Annotated in this window: 13 protein-coding genes; 11 read left to right on the top strand and 2 right to left on the bottom strand. The window is 44.0% G+C overall.

Annotated elements, in window-relative coordinates; genetic code table 11:
• Nucleotides 1–97 precede the first annotated feature (97 nt).
• From QUA23_RS17210 to QUA23_RS17240, 7 genes are all read left to right on the top strand, one after another.
• A complete protein-coding gene (locus QUA23_RS17210; protein WP_333077409.1) occupies nt 98–3,898 on the top strand; it encodes a glycosyltransferase in 3,801 nt (1,266 codons plus the stop codon).
• 295 nt (nt 3,899–4,193) lie between these two features.
• Nucleotides 4,194–4,943 (top strand): peptidylprolyl isomerase, encoded by a 750-nt coding sequence (locus QUA23_RS17215; RefSeq protein ID WP_333077408.1) that lies wholly within the window; start codon nt 4,194–4,196, stop codon nt 4,941–4,943.
• 131 nt (nt 4,944–5,074) lie between these two features.
• A complete protein-coding gene (locus tag QUA23_RS17220; RefSeq protein WP_333077407.1) occupies nt 5,075–8,083 on the top strand; it encodes a peptidase domain-containing ABC transporter in 3,009 nt (1,002 codons plus the stop codon).
• A 58-nt stretch (nt 8,084–8,141) separates the two neighbouring features.
• Nucleotides 8,142–10,142, top strand: coding sequence for a chromosome partitioning protein ParA (locus QUA23_RS17225; RefSeq protein WP_333077406.1), 2,001 nt, complete (start codon nt 8,142–8,144; stop codon nt 10,140–10,142).
• Between the two features lie 222 nt (nt 10,143–10,364).
• Complete coding sequence (locus QUA23_RS17230) at nt 10,365–12,080, top strand: hypothetical protein (protein WP_333077405.1); 1,716 nt, start codon at nt 10,365–10,367, stop codon at nt 12,078–12,080.
• Nucleotides 12,081–12,083: 3 nt separating this feature from the next.
• Nucleotides 12,084–12,845 carry a glycosyltransferase family 2 protein gene (locus QUA23_RS17235; protein ID WP_333077404.1) on the top strand — a complete coding sequence of 254 codons (762 nt, stop codon included), beginning with the start codon at nt 12,084–12,086 and terminating at the stop codon, nt 12,843–12,845.
• On the top strand, nt 12,838–13,902 hold the full coding sequence (locus QUA23_RS17240) for an NAD-dependent epimerase/dehydratase family protein (protein ID WP_333077403.1): 1,065 nt from the start codon (nt 12,838–12,840) through the stop codon (nt 13,900–13,902). Before QUA23_RS17235 ends, QUA23_RS17240 begins: the two co-directional genes overlap by 8 nt.
• Nucleotides 13,903–13,986: 84 nt before the next feature.
• Here the strand turns inward: QUA23_RS17240 and QUA23_RS17245 are convergent, their stop codons facing one another.
• Nucleotides 13,987–14,676 (bottom strand): methyltransferase domain-containing protein, encoded by a 690-nt coding sequence (locus tag QUA23_RS17245; protein ID WP_333077401.1) that lies wholly within the window; start codon nt 14,674–14,676, stop codon nt 13,987–13,989.
• 50 nt (nt 14,677–14,726) lie between these two features.
• On the opposite strand from QUA23_RS17245, the gene rfbC reads away from it, so the two are divergent.
• The 4 genes from rfbC (at nt 14,727) to QUA23_RS17265 (ending at nt 19,114) form a co-directional block, all read left to right on the top strand.
• Nucleotides 14,727–15,272, top strand: coding sequence for a dTDP-4-dehydrorhamnose 3,5-epimerase (gene rfbC, locus QUA23_RS17250; protein ID WP_333077400.1), 546 nt, complete (start codon nt 14,727–14,729; stop codon nt 15,270–15,272).
• A gap of 2 nt (nt 15,273–15,274) precedes the next feature.
• Nucleotides 15,275–16,147, top strand: coding sequence for a dTDP-4-dehydrorhamnose reductase (gene rfbD, locus QUA23_RS17255; protein WP_333077399.1), 873 nt, complete (start codon nt 15,275–15,277; stop codon nt 16,145–16,147).
• A gap of 121 nt (nt 16,148–16,268) precedes the next feature.
• Nucleotides 16,269–18,047, top strand: coding sequence for a hypothetical protein (locus QUA23_RS17260; protein ID WP_333077398.1), 1,779 nt, complete (start codon nt 16,269–16,271; stop codon nt 18,045–18,047).
• 92 nt (nt 18,048–18,139) lie between these two features.
• Entirely contained in the window at nt 18,140–19,114 is a 975-nt protein-coding gene (locus QUA23_RS17265) for a glycosyltransferase family 2 protein (RefSeq protein ID WP_333077397.1), read from the top strand.
• 150 nt (nt 19,115–19,264) lie between these two features.
• On the opposite strand, the gene QUA23_RS17270 is transcribed toward QUA23_RS17265, so the two are convergent.
• Nucleotides 19,265–21,097: a DUF6798 domain-containing protein gene (locus QUA23_RS17270; protein ID WP_333077396.1), complete on the bottom strand. Its 1,833-nt coding sequence runs from the start codon at nt 21,095–21,097 to the stop codon at nt 19,265–19,267.

Raw genomic sequence — 21,097 nt, forward strand, 5'->3', positions numbered from 1 at the left:
TTCTTCTCTAGCCTACCTTTTTGAGCGCACTTGAGCTGATTAATTCTGCTTTTTCTCAAAAAAACCACACTACACTGTGCTAAATACATTAGAAACTATGAACCCTATTCGAGGAATGAACATCGCCGGCTACATCAACGGCGAATTTGGCATAGGAGAAGGTGTCAGAGCAAATATTAGGGCTGCAGAAGCCGCCGGGATTCCCTTCGCCATAAACAATTTTACCCACAGTCCCCACCGCAAGAAAGACACCACCTATCAAAATTTTAGCCAAGATAATCCCTATCCTGTAAACTTAATTCAAGTCAACGCCGATGAAGTTGCAACCTTTATCAAACATACAGGTTCCACCTATTTTGAAAACAAATACAATATCGGCTTTTGGGCTTGGGAACTTCCGGCATTCCCCCCAGAATGGCAGCCAGCATTTAATCACTTTCACGAAATATGGACTTACAGCAACTATTGCGCCGAAGCAATTGCAGCAGTAGCGCCTATTCCGGTTATCAAAATCATGCCTAGTATTGCTCTCCCCGCACCTTCCCTGAACAGAGAAGCACTGAATTTACCGAAAAATAAATTTATTTTCTTGTTTGTATTCGACTTTTCTAGCCGCATCGAGCGCAAAAATACTTTAGCGACAATTCAAGCATTTAAGCAAGCTTTTGGCGAAGATAACAGCGTATTATTGGTCATCAAATCTTCTAATTCCCAGAAATTTTCAGCAGCGCAAGCATCCTTAAACTCAGCCATAGCAAATAATTCAAATATCAAACATCTAGACGGATATTTGTCCAAAAATAAACTTAACGGCTTGCTCTATAATTGCGACTGTTATGTATCGCTGCACCGCTGTGAAGGATTCGGCTTAACAATGGCTGAAGCCATGTTTTACGGCAAACCCGTAATTGCCACCGGCTATTCATCAAATACAGAATTTATGAATGTCGGCAACAGCTATTTAGTCAAGTATAAGTTAATCCCAATTGAGAAAGATTTCGGACCTTACAAAAAAGGCAATGTTTGGGCGCAAGCGGATGTCGAACACGCTGCTGATTTAATGCGTCATGTCTTCAACAATTACCGGGAAGCTCAGCAAGTTGGAAGAATAGCTGCTGATGAAATTAAGAGTTTACTGAATCCGTCAAATGTCGGGAGAAAAATTCAAAACCGTCTCGAATATATTGCCGGAATTACAGATAATTACAAAAGCTTGGAGGGCGGAATACGGAAAAAGTCCTCTCAGGGGGCGACAGTAAAAAATGCACGACCTTTAGTTAGTATTTGTATTCCGACATACAACGGTACGGCATTTATTGGCGAAGCGATTCAAAGTGCTTTGGCCCAAACTTACCCTAACATAGAACTGATTATATCCGACGACGGTTCCACAGACGAAACAGTTGCGATCGCCCAATCCTTCCAATCCCAAACCTCAGTCGATTTCCGCATCGTACTGCACCGCAACTACGGCTTATCACAAAACTGGAACTTTTGCATATCCCAAGCAAAAGGTCAATACATCAAGTTTTTGTTTCAAGACGACTTGCTCGCACCAGAATGTATTGAAAAAATGGTCGCCGTCGCCCAACAAAACCCAGAAATAGGTATGGTTTTCTCCCCGCGAGGCATCACCATAGCTGAAAATGAATCTAACCCGATTTTGCGGAAAGCTTCCCAATCAATTAAAGATTTGCATAAAAGTTGGTCTAATTTAAAATCTATTCAGCCAGGAAAAGAATTATTGGCAGATACTAACTGCTTGAGCAACCCCATAAACAAAATTGGCGAACCGAGTACCGTCTTAATTGCCACCAGAGTCTTTGAAGAAATAGGATTATTTGATTCGGGATTATCTCAGTATGTAGACTTAGATATGTGGTGGCGAATCATGGGGAACTATCATATCGGATTTGTAGACGAAAAACTGTCGTCACTGCGGATTCATCCCGAACAACAAACTTGGAAAAACTTCGCTGCTGGGGAAAATCATAAAGATGTAGTCAGATTTTACAAAAAACTACTAAATAGTCCTGATTACAGTTTCCTGGATCAACAAATCCAACAGAAAATTCGCCAAAAGTTGGCATTGAGAACCCAGCCGAGTTTATCGGAATTGTCAGCAATGCTTGAGCAATACAATAAATTCCCCTCAAAACAGCATCTTCTCGTGCTGCGCCAATACCGCCAACAGCTAGCTGAATATTGGCTGAATTTGCCAGCGAGAAAATTAGAAAATTCTTACTTGAAAGACATGGGCAAAGCTCATAAATTGCTCCTAAATAGCGCCCTAAAAAATGAAATTTTAACTGAGGAAGAACAAAGTTTTGTCCAGCAGTTATCCTCGAAACTTGCTGAAGGAGGGGAAATTGCCGAGAAGATGCAATATCTCCTCGCAGCGATGCTGTACCGCGACGCTTATCAGTTGCCACTTGAGTATAAAAATGCAGCAATTCCCCAGTGGTTTTTTGAGGAGTTTTTGAAATTTATATTTCAGTTTCCCGGTTATTTTAAACAAAACTGGGAAATTGAAAGGTACTCTGAATATTTCCAGCAGTTAATCAAGTATGTCGCTGCTAATATCGCCAGTTTTCCCGATTCAGAAGTGTGGCGTTATTTGGTGGCTTTTATTGCGAAAACAGTTAGCTTCCAAGCTTTGTATTTGAGCGAAGCAAATCAGCTTAATGTATTGAGTCATCGAGCTGATATTCTGGAATTTTATTTGAAAAATATCGGCTGTCAAATAGAATGGAATTTTCCTCCAAAAGAACCAGAAACAACTAAAATTCGAGTTGGCTTTTTGCTTGATAAAATTAGTGATGAATGCGAGACTCGTGCTGCACTTCCGAGTTTTGAATATTTAGACAGAAGCAAATTTGAAATTATCGTGTACTATTTCCAGGTACAAGACGAGCGACTAGGGAAATATTGCGAAAATTGCGCCGATAAACTGGTGCAACTGTCAGAAGATTTGCCCAATCAAGTCCGAGAAATGCGATCGCACGATTTAGATATTCTGCTAATCTGCACCAATACTACCGACACTTCTCAACCAAGCGCGCTGCTGTGCCTGCACCGACTAGCGCGAGTGCAAATAGCTACCGGTGCATCAACCCCCGCCACCACGGGCGCCCGAAATATCGATTATTTCATGGCCGGAGATTTGGCATTGCCTCCAGGTGCAGCAGCAGAGTATCGCGAAAAATTAATTACTTTAAAAGGATCGGGAGTTTGTTTAAGCTATAGTGTAGGATCGGCACCTGCCATAGTTGAACCGACTCGCAGCAGTTGGGGAGCTACAGACGAATCTGTAGTGTTCATGTCCGGCGCTCAAGCTTGGACAATTATCCCAGAATTGAGAGAAACTTGGGCAAAAATTATTGCGGCTGTACCAAATTCTATTTTAGTTTTGTATCCCTTTAGTTCCCGCTCAGAAAACTATCCGACAGTGCCTTTTTACAACCAAATTCGATCGCTCTTTGCCGAATTTGGGGTTGAGAAAAAGCGCTTAGTTGTGATTAAAGCGCTGCCATCTCGCGCAGATTACATAAAATGTCTGGAATTGGCTGATATATATTTAGACTCCTATCCATACAGCAGTGCCTGCTCCTTAGCAGAACCCCTGTTGGCCGGGTTGCCAGTAGTGGTAAGAAAAGGGCAAACAACTCGATCGCGACAATCAGCCGCAGTGATCGAAGAACTGCTAATTCCGGAACTGGTAGCAAACAGCGAGAACTCTTATTTAGATCTGAGTACAGCACTGGGAACCGACCCAGAACTGCGGCGGCACTACCGCGATCGAATTCAGCAAAAAATGGCGGCAAACCCGAAATATCTCGACAGTCGCGCTTGCTCGACCCAACTCGGAACACTCTTTGAAAGACTATTCCGAGAGTGAAGGAAGAAGGAAGTTCAGCAACTAAGCAGTGTACGGGGTTTAGCGGATGGATGTTGAGGGAAAAAGGAAGATGGCAGAAGTAAAGATTTTCCCACTCTCCCACTCTCGCATCCCGTTACCATTAGGAGACCCGCGGGGAACCCCTCGCTAGGCAGAGCGTCAAGAAATAGACAGCAATAGCGCTAGCCCACTGACGGTCTGCTATCATCGGGGAATCGAGGGGTTAGTGGTTGTCGCTCTTTTCCTGCCACAGCTAAATTAAAAGGGGAAGCGCAAGTCAGTTGGAGATAAAAAAATGACAGGACTTTTTCAAATAGGCGATAAATTACTGCAAGCTCAGGATATGCCATCGCTCCTGAAGCGGTATCAGTTAATGCCGCAATTCTTGCGCGGTGTAATAGTAGACCAAGCGATCGCATCCTTTAGTTGCAGCGACGAAGAACGCAAATCCGCCGTCGAGAACTTTCTGGCACAACACCAACTGACAGCCCCCGAAGCCAAAGAAGCTTGGCTGCGCGGTCAAAACATGACGGAAGAAGAACTTCAAGAGATGGCCGTCAGGCCCTTGCTGATCGAAAAATTTAAGCAAGCCACTTGGAGACCTAAAGTAGATAATTATTTTTTAACCCGCAAAGCCAGCCTAGACCATGTAGTCTATTCCCTGGTACGCACCAAAAATCCAGCACTAGCAAACGAACTTTACTTTCGCATCCTCGAAGGGGAACAAACCTTTGCTGAAGTGGCCCGGGACTATTCCGAAGGACCAGAGTCCAAGTCAGGCGGGTTGTTGGGCCCAGTACCCCTCAGCCAGCCCCACCCGGCAATCAGCAAACTTTTGTCCGTCAGCCAGCCAAATCAACTCTGGACGCCGCGTCCTCTGGCAGAATGGATGGTAATTATTCGACTAGAAAAGTTCATGCCAGCCCAGCTCGATGAATCGATGCGGCTGCACTTGATTAACGAACTCTTTGAAAGCTGGCTCACCGAACAGATCTCGCAAATAGGCCCGCTACAGCCCCTCTCTTCCGTGTCTTCAATATCATGACCGAAAGCACTTTCGTCTGGGGCCCCCGGATTTATCCGTGGAGACTTTAAAAAGCGTAGCATCCTGACAAAAACCCCCTGGATTCATGTGTGGATTCAATCTAAAATCTAAAATCTAAAATCTAAAATTGGATGACTTCTTCCGCTGTTTCCCTCTCCCAAATTCAGGATTTCCTAGCTCAAACACCTCCCTTTGACCGACTGTCAGAGACGGCTCTGACAGCCTTGGTGGCTAAATGCCAACTCCTCGGCTACCGGACGGGGCAACCCCTGTTTGAACGGGAAAAAATGCCGACTCAGGTGGCAATTATCTATCAAGGCCAGGCCCGGCTGCTGGGCTTTGACCAGCGCTCGCAGCGCCACGTAAGTTTGCGCTTGGTGCAGTCGAAGGAAATTCTCGGCTGGGCTGGCTTGCTCAGGGGAGTTCCCTGCGAAACGGCGATCGCTTCTACAGATGTGATCGCGATCGTCCTACCTGCCGAAGATTTCCTGAGCGTAGTGGAAAAACAGCCGACCTTTGGAGAAGCCTTTCGCGAACACTGTTCCTTGAGCGAAGTATTTGAACTGTTGAGCCTGGAATTGCAGCGCCAAGCCGACGGCACTTCCAATCTCAAGGAACTCACACTGCAAGCTTGGCAAGATGCGGCAGTTGTCAACGTGCCAAACGGCAACAAAAAAACTCAAGACCTCGCCAAAGAGCTAGATGGCGATCGAGTTTGGCTCGTCAGCAGTGGCGTCTTGGGCGACTTTCCCACCGGCAGCCGATTCTCTGTGGAAAACGCAGCCAAATCCTTAAAAGTAGAAGGCCGCCTCGGCGCGCGATTGGTCGGCTTCCGGGAACCCCCAGAACCCCAACCCGAAACAGACTCATTAAATGGCACGACAGAGATAGTAGGCCCTGGGCAGAATCCGCCCGGAAAATTGATCGAGGTTCTACCCGGCCCTGACCGTCCCCCAGAACCAGTAAGTGGCCAAACAAAGGATGCGGCGGCGAAATACCCAGTTTTCCGCGCCAAAGGGCAGATTGACAGTCCGCTAGCTTGCTTCCAGATGTTGAGCAAGTATTTCGGCCTTAAATTTCGTCGAGATATCATCCGCAAAGTTCTAGAAAATCAGTTAAAAACCGCTGGTTCTATCAGTCTGCAAGCCTGCGGGGCGATCGCCCAAAGCATCGGCCTCACGCCCCAATTGGCGCAAGTGCCAGCAGAAGCCATCAACCGCATCAAAGCCCCCGTAATGATTAAATGGCAAGATAGCTTTGCCATTATTTACAGCATCACCGAGCAAGAATTGGTGCTCGCCACGCCCGAACAGGGGCTGATGCGGAAGCGGATACCTCAGTTTAAAGAAATCTGGGGAGAATCAGGAGAAGTCCTGCTGCTGCAAGCTCCGCAAGTCGAACAAAAAGAGCAGTTCAGCTTCTGGTGGTTTGTGCCGGCGCTGATGGAACACAAGACAGTGTTTTTTGAGGTGTTACTCGCTTCGTTTTTTGTACAGTTATTTGGTCTTGCAAACCCATTAATCAGCCAAATAATTATTGATAAAGTCTTAGGTCAGCGCAGCATTGACACCTTGGATATTTTGGGGGCGTTTCTGTTAGGTGTTGCTCTGTTTGAAGGGCTGCTCAACGGATTGCGTACCTTTTTGTTTATAGATACCTCAAACCGCATTGATGTCAAATTGAGTGCAGAAGTCATCGACCACTTGCTGCGGCTCCCCCAAAATTACTTTGACAATCGGCGCGTGGGAGATCTGGTTTACAAATTCAGCATGATGGGCCAGATTCGGGAATTCATGACGAGCACAGCTCTGACAGTGGTTCTCGATGCAGTATTTTCGGTCGTTTACGTCGCCGTTATGCTCTCCTACAGCGTGCAGCTAACGTTTGTATCTTTGGCAGTGGTACCGATACTGGGGCTGATGATTGTTCTAATCAATCCGCTGGTGCTGCGCCTGATAAAACAAAGAAACAACCGTTTTGCTGACTCTCAATCTTATCTAGTGGAAGTAGTCAGCGGGATTCAAACTGTTAAGGCTCAAAATATTGAATTGAAATCCCGATGGGAGTGGTCGAGCCGCTATGCAAAATACATTACAGCCAGTTTTAAAACAATTATCACGGGGACTACGGCCGGTACGGTTAGCGGCTTTTTAAACCAGGTGGGTAACTTAGCTCAGTTGTGGGTAGGAGCTTATTTGGTACTGGGAAATGAGATTACTTTGGGTCAGTTGATTGCTTTCCGAATTATTTCCGGCAACGTGACTGGTTCGCTGCTGCGTTTTGTGAGCGTGTGGCAGAGTTTCCAAGAAGTCTCGATGTCGATCGATATGCTCAAGGATGTGGTAGATACGCCGACGGAAACCAGCGAGGAAGACCGCAGCAATATCCCGCTGCCCGCAATTCAAGGGCAGGTTACCTATGAGGAGGTTTCCTTCCGATTCTTGGAGAGCGGCCCACTGCAATTGGCTAATGTAAATTTGGAATTTCCCGCTGGCAGTTTTGTGGGAATTGTGGGGGGAAGCGGTTCCGGTAAGAGTACGGCGATGAAGCTGTTGCAGCGTCTTTATCCGCCACTGTCGGGTCGGATTTTTATTGACGGGTATGACATTTCTAAGGTGGAACTGTACTCGCTTCGCAGCCAACTTGGGGTGGTATTGCAAGATACTTTGCTGTTTAACTGCTCGGTACAGGAAAATATTGCTCTGAGCAATCCCGATGCGAGTACGGATGAGATTGTGCGAGCAGCAAAATTAGCGGTGGCTCATGATTTTATTATGGGCTTGCCTGCTGGCTACAATACGATAGTCGGAGAGCGGGGTTCGTCGCTTTCTGGGGGTCAAAGGCAGCGTTTGGCGATCGCCCGCACGATTTTGCAAAACCCGAAACTGCTGATTTTGGACGAAGCTACAAGCGCGCTTGACTACCATTCGGAACGCCAAGTTTGCAATAACTTAGCAGAAGCTTTCGCCGGCCGCACGGTGTTTTTCATTACTCACCGCCTGACTACCATCCAAAACGCTGATGTAATTATTATGATGGATCAAGGTTCTGTAGTCGAGCGGGGAACTCATAAAGAATTAATGGCTCTCAAAGGGCGTTACTACTGCCTCTTCCAACAACAAGAATCATCGAATACCTGATATCTAACAACTCACAACCGATCGCTAACGCTTAACAACTGAGAACTAACAAATGGCTATGAAATCGTTAATACTTTCTGAGCAACCAGTCATTCTCGAAAAACCAGCGATTTGGTCGCACTTGTTTTTGTGGATGATCATGCTGATGACCACTTCTGCTGTAGTTTGGGCTTATTTTGCTAGCGTAGAGCAAGCTGTCCCTGCTGTCGGCCAATTGGAACTCAAAGATGGTGCTAGAGACATTCAAGCACCTGCTACGGGCGCTGTCGTGAGACTTCACGTTGAAAATGGCGACCGTGTGGAAAAAAATCAGCCTCTGCTCACTTTCAACCCCCTTGCACCCAGTGCCGATTTAACATCGATACAGAAAACTAAAGAAGCTCTGGAAAAGGAAAATAAATTTTACGAAGATGTTGTCAACGGCAAAATTCAAGGCCCTGTTCCTTCTAACCTAGAATCAACAATCAAGGACAGACAGAGCCTCACGGCACAAAATCAAGTGCTGCAAGCTTTGATTGACGAACTGTACCTCAATCGGGGAGCTAGCGGAAATTTTGATGCAGCCCAGCAAGGACTTTATGTTAATTATCGATCGGAATTTCTGTCTCGCGTTGCTGCTGCTCAAGGCCAAGTTCAGGAGTTGGAAAAACAACTGAAGCAAGCTCAGGATGCTGAGAAAGCCGCCGGCGATCAAATGACAGTGGCACAGCAACAATTGGGTTTTGCCCAGAACCAATTAAATTATGCTCAGCAGCAGTTAGCTTCTTCGCAAGAGCAAGTAAAATCCGCCCTGGCTCAGAGAGATTTGGCCCAAGAACAGTTAGCGAAATCGCAACAAGTATTGAAGTCGAATCAAAACATCCTAGGCAGACTCGCCCCCCTGGTAGAGGAAGGAGCCATCGCTGAACTGCAAAAAGAACGTCAAGAGCAAGATGTTTTCAGAGGCCAAAGCGACGTTCTCAAACAGCAAGATCAAATCAAGCAGCGCGAAGGTGAAATCAACTCTCGCAGGGGCGAAATTAACACGCGCCTCGGTGAAATCAATACGCGCCGAGGCGAAATTAACGCGCGTCAAGGTGACATCCAAAAAATTACTGCTGAAATACAGCGTCACCAAGGAGAGCAAGCGCGCATTCAGGAGTCCATCAGCCGCGCCGAAGAACAGTTGAAAAACACCAAGGATTCCTGGGCAAAAGAACTTTATACCAAAATTGCTGAAAACGAGAAACAAATTGCCAGCAGCGATTCTCAGCTAAGCCGCTTAAAAGTGGAAAACCTGAAAAAGTTGTCCGAGGTGAACGCTCAGCTAGAAAAGGCTCAACAAAACCGCGACACTCAAGTGATGAAGGCTCCGGTATCGGGGGTAATCTTTGATTTGAAGCCTTCTACGAAGGAGAAAGCTGAGTTGGATATGGCCAAAGATCCGATATGCCAATCCATTATTAATTCGGTGGTCAAACCGGGCGAACCGCGCCCAGCACGCTGCGAAGAAGCTTATTACGAAGCGCAGCAAACTGAAAAGCTACTCAAAGTTTTGGATGACGATAACGGTCTGGAAGCAGTAGTTTACCTGGAAAACAGCAATGTGGCTCTGGTATTGGATGCTTTGAGACAGAAGCGGGCAAAATTGGAGCCGTATCACGGCAAGCAATTAGACGGAGAAAAGATTGACTGCGAAACAGGTAAAATTTGCGTTTGTCCAGAGAAGGAAGTTAACAGAGAGAAACTGGGTTTGACGAAATACCAATGCGTGCCTGTGGAAGTGAATGTAGAAGCTTTCCCGGCGATGGAGTTTGGTACTGCTGAGGGTGAAGTGATAGAGATTAGCAGCGATGCTGAGCCTCCTACTGAACTGCGGAAATACTACGCTTTCAAAACCAAAATTAAGCTCAAGAATCAGAAGTTTGTTTTGAACAAGGGCAAGGCAAATCAAGTTGAGGTTAACTTGCAGTCGGGAATGTCCGTGAGTTCTAATATCAATATCGGCAAGCGGAGTGTTTTGCAGATGTTTATCAACCGATTTACTGGGAAAATGGATACGTTCAAGACTATTAAGTAATTCGGTTAACCGAATTGAACGCGTGGCTTTTAGGCTGTTCGGAAACCCGGTTTTTTGAAGAAACCGGGTTTCTATGTGTTATGTTTTTCAACTTGTTTGTAGTAAGGAATGCAAGTCCCGGCTCAAACTATGAGGAGAGAAGTCTTCACTACAAACTTGATAAAAATTATTTAACCGGGTTTGATATAAAATGGTGATGGCAATCGGTGCGATCGCACTTTCATGAAAAAAATCATCTTATTTACTTTATACCTAATTCCTGTTGTCCTGTTAATCGGATTTGTAGCGAATTTTAGCGTTAACGTTCCCGTTGATGACGAGTGGAGGTTAGCGAGTCTTTTTGAAAAAATAGCTGCGGGAAATGTAACTTTTAACGATTTTTGGGCTTTGCACAGCAATCACCGGATACTTTTTCCGAAATTAATTATTGCTATTTTGGCTTTTGTTTCCCAATGGAATATTAATTATCAGTTGTGTCTCAGCATAGGTTTGGCGGCGATAACTTTTATCGCTATGTACAAGTTATCCTCGATGCAGGTTAAAAATGTTGGGGATAATTTGTTCCATCTAGCTAATATTTTCACTTGTATTTTGCTTTTCTCCCTGGTTCAGCATGAAAACTGGCTTTGGGGATTTCAAATCGCTTGGTTTTTAGTCAATTTGTGTTTAGTAGCTGCGGTTTATGCGCTGATTTCAACTCACAAATTATTGCCTAATCTTAGAATCTCTCTTGCTGCTGTATTCTGCTTTATTGCTAGTTTTTCGCTGGCTCAAGGCTTGCTTTCTTGGGTGGCAGCGATTCCTGCTGTGGTGGCTTTGCAGGGAAATGCAGCGCAGAAAAGAAAAAGGCTTATTGTATGGATGCTGCTATTCGTGGCAACTTGTGCTGTTTATTCAATTGATTATCATCCCAGTCGGAAAACAAGTATTATTTCATTGTTGAATAAGCCCCTTGTGGTAATTGATTACTTTTTGAGTTTGCTGGGTTCGCCAATTGTTCGCTTGTCGGGAATTTCGGCATTGGTAGGGGGACTAATATTTGCAACTTTTTTATTTTTTGGATTCCACTTTGGCCGAAAGATTAGCGAGCATCGTGAGGCTTTACCTTGGCTGTCAATAGGTTTTTTTTCTGTTTTATCGGCTCTGTTTATTACGGCTGGTAGGGCAGAATTTGGGGCGATTCACGCGATCGAATCGTCGAGATATACGACTAATTCGATTTTGCTGTTAATTGCTTTGGTTCAGCTAGGGCAATTGTTTGTCCGAGGTAATTATCAAGAAACAAAAGCAAGGTTAAAGAGTAATTATAAATTTATTTATCAGGTAGTAGCAGGGCTGTTAATTGCTACAATTATTGTTAACTCTCAACAGGCGATCACCCAATCTCGCTCGGCACTTTTTTACAAACAAGGCGCTCAAGATTGTTTGCAGTTAATTAACTATCTGGAACCCTCATATTTTTTTGATAATTCGCCCGAAAGCTGTTTGAGGGTGCTGAGTAAAAAAACGTGGCTGGTGAGAGAAGGCGCTGCAATTATCGATAAAATAGGTTGGATCAAGTTCGCGAAAAATGTAGAGTTTATTTCTAATACTGAGAAAGTTTACGGGTATTTAGACAAACCTCAAACCAGCGAGAAATCGGTGACTGTCAAGAAAAATGCTGCTGTCAAGGCTGCCGGTTGGGCGGTTTTGCCAGGAAATTTGAAACAACCAAATATTGTACTGCTATCAGTCGGCGATAAACAATCTTTTTTGGCTAACGCTTATGTAAATTTGGACAGTCCCGACATTGCTAAGAGTTTAAAATCTGAGTTGTACAACAATGCAAGGTGGGCTGTTGATTTGTCGGATAATAATTTGCCGATCGCCCAAACAGAAATTAAAGCTTGGGTGTATAATCCTGTTGACAACCAGTTTGTCCAGTTGCGTGGAGGATGAGGAGTGAAAATTTCTGTGATTATACCAGCCCACAATGAGGAGGGCTGTTTGTACGGTACTGTGCGGGCGATCGCCCAGACGCTCGATTTAGAAGGCATTCCGCACGAAATTTTGATTGTGAATGACAACAGTGTCGATCGAACAATTGATATTTGCCAGGAGTTGTCAGAGACTTTTGCCACAGTTAGATACATCAACAATCAACCTCCCAACGGTTTCGGATTTGCTGTGCGCCGGGGATTGGCAGAATTTGACGGAGATGCTGCGGCAATTGTGATGGCGGATGCTTCCGACGATCCGATGGATTTGGTAGCAGGATACCGCAAGTTGCAAGAAGGATATGATTGCGTTTTCGGTTCCCGCTTTATCAAAGGCGGCTTTATAGTTGATTATCCAATTCACAAGTTAGCAATTAACCGCTTAGCAAACTGGTTTGTCAAAAGTATTTTCGGCTTGCGGTACAGCGATGTCACCAATGCTTTTAAAATTTACCGCAGAGAAGTGATTGAAGGCGTACAACCGATTTTGAGCCATCATTTTAATTTGACAGTGGAACTGCCTTTAAAAGCAATTGTCCGGGGTTTCTCCTATACGGTGATTCCTCTGAGGTGGTACAATCGGACTGCGGGTATTTCTAAGCTTAAAATCAAAGAGATGGGCAGTCGATATTTGTTTATTGTCTTGTATGTCTGGCTGGAAAAACATCTCTCTCGCGGCGACTACCACCGGACTAGAAAGATAGCAAAAATAAAAGTGAATGCCTGAGAGAATTTTAATTGTGGGCGGTGCGGGTTTTATCGGTAGTTGTTTGGCAATTGGTCTGAAGAAACTGCACCCGGAATGGCAAATAATTTGTTTGGATAACCTGCGTCGCCGGGGTTCAGAATTGAATCTGCCTCGGCTTAAAAGTTGCGGGATTCAGTTTGTTTACGGGGACATTCGTACAGCGGCGGATTTAGATCCAGTTGCACTGAATGCTGACTGCATTATAGATTGTGCTGCGGAGCCTTCTGTACTGGCAGGTTTTAGTTCGCCTCAGTATGTTTTGCAGACGAATTTACTGGGCACTGTGAATGTTTTGGAGTTGGCGAGACAAACGGGTGCGAGTTTGCTGTTTTTGTCTACGAGTCGGGTTTATCCGATCGCCAGTGTCAAGTCTGTTAAACTGTTAGAGTTGCCGAATAGATTTGCGATCGCCCCTGAGCAAATTTTACCCGGTATATCCGAGTTGGGCATATCAGAAGACTTCCCATTAAAAGGACACCGTTCGCTTTACGGAGCAACTAAATTAGCTTCAGAATTGCTGATTGAGGAATACAGGGAAGCATACAATGTACCCGCAATTATTAACCGCTGCGGGTTAATTACTGGTGCTTGGCAAATGGGTAAAGTCGATCAGGGAGTTTGCGGTTTGTGGGTGGCGGCTCACTATTTTCAAAAGTCGCTGAATTATATCGGTTTTGGCGGCAGTGGCAAGCAGGTTAGGGACTTACTGCACGTTGAAGATTTGTTGAGGTTAGTTAATTATCAGTTAGAACATTTTGCTGAATTTGACGGCGAAGTTTTTAATGTTGGCGGCGGTTTGAGCAACAGTCTTTCTTTGGTTGAGACAACTGATTTGTGCCAAAAAATTGCGGGTAAGTCGATTCCGATTCATCCTGTTTTGGAGGAACGCGCCGGGGATATTCCGATTTTTATTACTGATTCTTCTAGGGTGATGGAGAAAACAGGATGGCGGCCTGTTATTGGGCCGGAAGCTGCTTTGCAGGATATTTATGATTGGATTGCTGCTAATGAGGTGGTTTTAAGTTCGATTTTGTAGGGATTTTTTAACCGCAGATGCAGGGGGATAAACGCGAATAAACGCAGATTTATCTCTCTGCCTGGATATGACTGGGAATGCCTGTCATGAGAAGCTGCCTCTATTGTTTTTTTTTGATGCTTTAACAAACATTTGGCCTCCCAAAAACAGCCACAAAAAAGGCAATTTTAAGTAAACTTTTAAAAGCCAGGGCGAGGCCGGTCTGCCTTTGGTCGAAAATGGCAAAAATCTGGGTATAATTAGGTCGATTTCAAAGCCGACGGTTTGTAAAAGTTCTTGCAGCGATAAGTGGGTAATCGGTAATTGATGATCGATAAAATCGTAATACTCTTTGAAAGAATATTTAAAATTTGGTTGAACAACTAAGAGAGAACCCCCTGGTTTAAGCGCCTCAAAGCAAAATGAGATAATTTGGATGAGTTCTTCTTTATTGCGGAGATGTTCAAAAAAGTTAGATATAAATATTCGGTCATATTCTTCGCTAAAAGCAGGTTTATTGCCAAAATTCAACACGTCAATGTTAAGCACATTCACATCAGGATTTGCAAATAACTTTGAATCGGGATTGAGGTCAATCAAACATTTTTGTTCAGCCCTAATTTGATTGATAAACTCGCAGTAACCGCCGCCAATATCTAAGACCGCTGATTCGGGAGGAACATAATTTTGTAAGAAGTCGTCAATTAAAACTTTCCATAGTGCCACCTTCGCTTGCATTTGTCGCGAATCAAAGCGGTTGGCATACAACTTTTTGAGATATGTGTCAGTTTTCATAGTAAAATATCCTAGACTGAGTATGAGTTTATCACGCGATACAGCCAACTATGAATGTTATATCTACTGAAATACCGGAAGTTCTGATCATTGAGCCGAAAATTTTCGGAGACGATCGCGGTTTCTTTTTTGAGAGTTTCAATCACAAAGCTTTTCTCGAAAAAACGGGTGTGACGGCAGAATTTGTTCAAGACAATCATTCCAAATCCTCTAAAAATGTGTTGCGCGGTTTGCACTACCAACTGCAGCAGCCTCAAGGCAAACTGCTGCGGGTAGTTGCTGGCGAAATCTTTGATGTAGCGGTGGATATTAGAAAAAGTTCGCCGACTTTTGGGCAGTGGGTTGGGTGTTTGCTGAGTTCAGAAAATAAACGGCAATTTTGGGTTCCGGCGGGATTTGCTCATGGTTTTTTAGTGGTTTCGGAGACGGCTGAAGTTTTGTACAAAACGACAGATTATTACGCACCAGCACACGAGCGGTGTATCCTGTGGAATGACCCCGATTTGGCGATCGACTGGCCGCTAGATGGTGACCAACCAATCTTATCAGCTAAAGACCAAGCTGGACAAACGTTGAAAACAGCTCAAGTTTTTTGATTATGAAAATTTTACTCGCAGGTGGCAGCGGACAGCTAGCTCAAGAATTGCAGCCGATTTTATTATCTTCGGGAGAGGTAATTGCGGTCGCTCGCACTCGCCTCGACTTATCCCAAGCGGAAAGCATCCGTCAGGCAATGGCTGAAATTCAACCGGATTTAGTCGTCAATGCGGGTGCTTATACTGCCGTAGACAAAGCGGAAAGCGAACCGGAATTAGCAAACGCCATCAACGGCATTGCACCCGGAATTCTCGCAGAGGAATGCGAAAAACTGGGAGCAAGTTTGATTCACTTTTCTACTGATTATGTATTTGACGGTAGCCACGGTTCTGCTTATCAGGAAACAGATTCTACGAACCCGCTGGGAACTTACGGCAAGTCTAAATTAGCAGGCGAGGAAGCTATTCGGAAAGCGGGGAACCGACATATTATTATTAGAACCGCGTGGGTTTACGGCAACGGCGGCAAAGGTAATTTTGTCAAAACCATGCTGAGGTTGGGAAAGGAAAGGGAAGAAATTCGAGTAGTAGCAGATCAGATCGGAAGTCCTACTTGGACGGGGGATTTAGCGGAGGCAGTTTCGCAAATTATTCCTCTGCTTGGGTCAGAAAGTTTTGGGACTTACCAGTACACTAACAGCGGAGTTTGCAGTTGGTACGATTTTGCGATCGCAATTTTTGAGGAAGCAGCACAACTCGGCCTTCCCCTAAAAGTTCAGCGCGTAATTCCCATCACCACCGCCGAATATCCGACACCCGCAAAACGTCCGGCTTTTTCTGTCCTATCTACGGTAAAAATATCAGCACTTCTAGGCACGTATCCCCCCCACTGGCGGCAAGGGCTCAGACAGATGCTGGCCAGAGAAGTGAAATAAAAAATCGAGGAAAACTCAAATCGCGAGGGCGAGTTTTGTTAATGAGTTACCTGTTATATCCAAAGTTTCTCACCTAAACTCGCCCCTACCAATTAATAAAAATATCCCCCTGTCTGAATCCATGAAAGTCAAGCAACAATATATTTTAATTGCCGCATCCGTTCTCGGCATTCTAATACCAGCGTCATATATTTTGTACTTGATATCGCAAGCGGGAGAATTGTCTAATTTTGATTATTGGTGGATGACCTGGAATTTTTATTCAGTAGACGGTTTCTCTACAAATCTTTTTAATTGGATATTTCGGGCGAACGAGCATTTTGTCTTGATTCCGGCAATTATTTATGGCTTGAATATAGCTTTCACCCAAGGTTCAAATATTGGTTTATGTTTAGTTGCCTGGTTCTTGGCTTGGATTCAGTGCCACGTATTAATTGCTCTGCTGCCGTTAAAATTGAGGCATTTTCCGCTGCAATTTATCTCGCTACTGCTTTGTATTTCTATTTTTAATTTTACTCCGGCGGCTGCTCACAATTGGATGCGGGGATTCAGCGGTGTTCACTGGATAATTGCTAATTTATTTGTGATTTGTTCGATATTTTGTTTGCAATCCTATGTGACGCTTTTGTCAAGAAAGAGGGAGGCGGAGCCTCTGGATATTCATTCCCAGGCAGAGCCTGGTAACGAAGGATGGAAACAAAATAAGTGGGTAATTGGCAGCATTGTTTTTGGCGTTTTAGGCTGTATTAGTTACAGCACTCCTTTAGCTTTGTGGCCGATATTGTGTGCTGCTGCTGTTGTGCTGCGGTTTCCTCGGCGAATAACTTATTTGTATTTCATTGCTTCGATTGCAGTGATTGGCATTTATTTTTTAACTTATAAAACTCCATCTCATCACCCTTCTTTAACTAAAATTAACCCCCTCAAAACTCTCGAATATATTCCCACTTATCTCGGCGGAATTTTTAGCGAAAATATTATTGTTGCTTCAATTATTGGTATAATTGGTTTGATTGCTGCGACTGGTTTTGTAGGTTATTGGCTATTTGTAAAAAAGGTCACTCGCCTGGATTGGCTGCCTTGGCTATCAATCCAACTTTACACGCTGCAAACGGCGTTAATGGCTGCGGTTAGTCGATCGGGATTTGGCGTCGAACAGGCCACCGCTTCCCGCTACGCCACACTCCCAGCTTTGTTTTGGATGAGCACAATTGTGCTGACAGTATTGTGGGTGCGCGAGTTGCAGCCAACACCAAGAATTCAAGGGCGTTGGCTGACACCGCTGTTTGCAGTCGCGACAGTTGCGATTATTTTAATGTACGGGGTGGGAGGCGAAACTGCAATGGCGATCGCCCGCAGAGCCACCTATCAACCGTTAGTACCATTATCACTGCAATTAGGCATCACCGACGTAACGCTAATTAAAGACCGCGTAGGCAACAAACCCGCCGCTTTTATCGGCTTAATCGACGCATTAAAAACTAACAACTTAGTGCCATTTAACCGAGACATCAAAAAACACAATTTCTGTGCACCATTAGACACAAAAATCGACCCAAATTTACTGTCAGCGCCCAAAGACGGAGTACCAGGATTTTTTGATACAGTAACTAAACTCGCGCCCGCCGCCTCCAGAGTAATTGGCTGGGTAGGAGACCCCGAAAACAATGTAAAATGTATTGCCATTCTCAACCAAGAAAATGTCGTTCGAGGTTTCGCCATGTCAGGATTTCCGCGCCCAGATTTAGTTAAATTGTTTGGCCCTTCCTACGAATTCGCCGCTTGGAGAGGATACATTCAAACATCACCAACAGATAAATTATTGACAGCCTATGCCTCCTTTAAAAACCGCGAAGGTTGGGTAGCTTTGCGGAATTCCCAAGTTATCAATAAAAACTAAAAAACCTCTCTTTCTCCTCCTCTGCGCCCTCTGCGCCCTCTGCGGTTAATAAAAAAATCTCATTGACAACACAAATGAAATAGAATAGCCCTATGCCAAAACATCTCAGCTTCGTAATCCCCGTTCACAACGAAGAAGCCACCCTAAAATTTCTGTTTGAAAAGATAAAACTTGTCATGTTTCAAACAGAAATTGACAGTTACGAAGTCATTTTCATAGATGACGGTAGCCGCGATTATTCCTGGCAAGAAATCACAGATTTAGCCAGCAAACATCCCAAACTAATTAAAGCGATTAAAATGCGCCGCAACTTTGGCAAATCCGCCGCACTTTCAGCAGGATTTCGCAATGCAGCAGGGATAATTATCTTTACTCTCGATGCTGACCTTCAGGATGACCCCGCTGAAATTCCCAAGTTTTTACATCATTTAGAATCTGGATTTGATTTAGTTTCTGGTTGGCGAAAACAGCGGAACGACCCGCTTTCTAAAACTTTACCTTCCAAGCTGTTTAATGCCGTTGCGTGTTTGCTGACTGGGGTGCAAATGCACGATATGAATTGCGGTTTTAAAGCTTACCGTAGAGAAGTTTTGCAGTCGATTAAATTGTACGGGGAATTGCACCGCTACATTCCGGCTTTAGCCAACAATTTAGGGTTTAGAATTGGGGAAGTAGTTGTGGAACATCATCCGCGAAAGCACGGAAAATCTAATTACGGCTGGGAACGTTATGCGCGGGGTTTTATAGATTTGTTGACGGTGTTAGCCACGACGCAGTATTTGCACAAACCGGGTCATTTGTTTGGGGGTTTGGGATTGTGTTTTGGCTTGGTGGGAACTGTTTCGCTGAGTTATTTGATAGTTATTTGGTTTCTGAATTTGGCGGGGATGAATTTTGGGCCGATCGGGAATCGACCTTTGTTATTTTTTGGAATTTTGTGTACAATTCTGTCGGTGCAGTTGATTTCTTTGGGGATTTTAGCTGAGTTGATGGCGCGGAATGTTGATGCTGATTATGTGGATAAGCAAATTAGCGAAATTATTGATGATTCGGGTTTTGATATTTAACCGCAGATTAAGGCGGATTAACACTGATTAACGCAGATAAAGCGAATCTTGAAATTGCTTACAGACAAGCAAAGTCTGTCTCTGCAGACTAAGATAAAAGTCATATTTGGCTTTAACAAGTTTTACCAATTATCTATTAGCAATTACTTATTACCTAATTTTATACAGTATCCATTTGCCTTGTTTGTCGGCGATTTCCCCTGGAATATTTGGATGCCAGTCAGTACGAGTCAGGATATAATCGGCATGATAGTTTCTGGCTACTTTGACTAAATCCGCACTGCTGCGTCGGATAAAAAAGTCATTTCCTCCCCAAATCATTTGCGGGTTTAAGGGAACCCCTAAAACGGTTTCCATGCGATTTTGCCATTCTTTAATGCCTTTTTCGGTAAATGGAAAGTTCTTGAAGTTCACGACAATTGCTCTTTCGGAGAAAAACTGAAAGCTGGTAACTGAGGGGGGAACTAATACGAGTACATCGTGGCTGCTAATTTGCGAAAAACGCACAGCTAATCTGCTTAAGTCGTCCCTGGGAACGGCATTGATATTAACTCTTGTTTGAAATACATTTAATATAGGTTTGGGCAGAATTCCTGCTATTCCAAAAACTAAGGTGGCGGTAGTTATTAAGGCTAAGGTGTGAGTTAGAGTCTGTTTTATAGATGTAGCTAGGGATGTTTCTTCTAAAATGAATGGGAAGGCGAGGATTGAGAAAAGGACGGGGATGCTAATTATTCGATCGCCTATTATTTCCCATGAATCAGCCAGGGGATATATCAAGCTAAAAATTACCGTTCCTGCTGCTAAAATCCACAACAATATATTATATCGTTTGGGAAATACGTAATTTTTTCTTTCCCACACTGATAATCCTAGGAACATGATACCCCGAAAAGGCAAAGTTAGAATAGCTAACAGCAACAAGCTAACAGCTATTTGTTTTTCTCTGTAAATTCGATCTACCGTCAAAGCAACAGCAATAAATATAATTAATTGAGCAAAAGGTACGGTTCTAGCTAACTGTAGTTTGGCGATAAAAGCCACCGGGTAAATTTCTACAAATATGTAATTTATAAATAGTCCAAAAATGGATGTACCAACAATTATATAAAAATTAACTTTGTCTTCTTTTGGCAATAAATTAGAATTTTTGATGCACAGCAAGCCACCCATTATAAAACATATAAAGTTGAACCAATTCCCGACATCCCAATTTGACGGGAGGATGTGGTGGGGGTTGCGGACTTTTGCGTGAATGTAGACAAACTCGGCGTTGTCGATAGTGTGAGTGCTGGTAGTACCTGTTAATAACATCGGTACGTAAACGATACTTGCCATTGCTGCTAAAAGTGCGATCGCCACAATCAATGTTTTAAACTTCCGCTGTCTTACAGATTCAATAACTAAAACGGGAACCATCATCAATCCCGGCAATAAACCAACTAAAAATTGCAACAGACAAGCCAGTCCAAAACAGAAATATCCGGTCAGCCATTTCTGGCGCAAACTAAAGTAAATTCCCCAGATTGCGAAACCCATTGCGAAGGTACTGGGTACTGATTTGGTAGAAAATATCAGGGTGTTACCAACATCTGTAAATGAAGCGGCTATACATAAAAAAGCCATCGCTGCGGCAGGCAGTTTGGAATTAGTATAGATATTGATAATTGCGTAGCAAGCTAGGATAAATGAACCAAAGGCTAGGAATTGATAAATAAAGTGCGCTAGGGGAATGCTGGTTCCTAAGTTGGCGAGCAAATAGATAATATAATAATAGTAGTACCTGGGATTAAATTTCACCATTTCCTGAACGTAATAGTCATTTTTGTACAGTTCAGGATTTAACATAAATTGAATGGGCGGCACTTCTGGGAAGTTGCCTCCAATCGGGAAAAGATAGCCTGTAGCCATCAGGGAACCGATGATGACAAAAGTATACAGAGATAGATTAAAATACCAGTGGGATTTTTGATGTTTTTGCAT

The sequence above is a fragment of the Microcoleus sp. Pol1C5 genome (assembly GCF_036701115.1).
Lineage (GTDB): Bacteria > Cyanobacteriota > Cyanobacteriia > Cyanobacteriales > Microcoleaceae > Microcoleus.

Bases quoted from the DNA above. Each gene is read 5' to 3' on its own strand.
- QUA23_RS17210 (WP_333077409.1), top strand. From the start codon at position 98: ATGAACCCTATTCGAGGAATGAACATCGCCGGCTACATCAACGGCGAA.
- QUA23_RS17215 (WP_333077408.1), top strand. From the start codon at position 4,194: ATGACAGGACTTTTTCAAATAGGCGATAAATTACTGCAAGCTCAGGAT.
- QUA23_RS17220 (WP_333077407.1), top strand. From the start codon at position 5,075: ATGACTTCTTCCGCTGTTTCCCTCTCCCAAATTCAGGATTTCCTAGCT.
- QUA23_RS17225 (WP_333077406.1), top strand. From the start codon at position 8,142: ATGAAATCGTTAATACTTTCTGAGCAACCAGTCATTCTCGAAAAACCA.
- QUA23_RS17230 (WP_333077405.1), top strand. From the start codon at position 10,365: ATGAAAAAAATCATCTTATTTACTTTATACCTAATTCCTGTTGTCCTG.
- QUA23_RS17240 (WP_333077403.1), top strand. From the start codon at position 12,838: ATGCCTGAGAGAATTTTAATTGTGGGCGGTGCGGGTTTTATCGGTAGT.
- QUA23_RS17245 (WP_333077401.1), bottom strand. From the start codon at position 14,676: ATGAAAACTGACACATATCTCAAAAAGTTGTATGCCAACCGCTTTGAT.
- rfbC (WP_333077400.1), top strand. From the start codon at position 14,727: ATGAATGTTATATCTACTGAAATACCGGAAGTTCTGATCATTGAGCCG.
- rfbD (WP_333077399.1), top strand. From the start codon at position 15,275: ATGAAAATTTTACTCGCAGGTGGCAGCGGACAGCTAGCTCAAGAATTG.
- QUA23_RS17260 (WP_333077398.1), top strand. From the start codon at position 16,269: ATGAAAGTCAAGCAACAATATATTTTAATTGCCGCATCCGTTCTCGGC.
- QUA23_RS17265 (WP_333077397.1), top strand. From the start codon at position 18,140: ATGCCAAAACATCTCAGCTTCGTAATCCCCGTTCACAACGAAGAAGCC.
- QUA23_RS17270 (WP_333077396.1), bottom strand. From the start codon at position 21,097: ATGCAAAAACATCAAAAATCCCACTGGTATTTTAATCTATCTCTGTAT.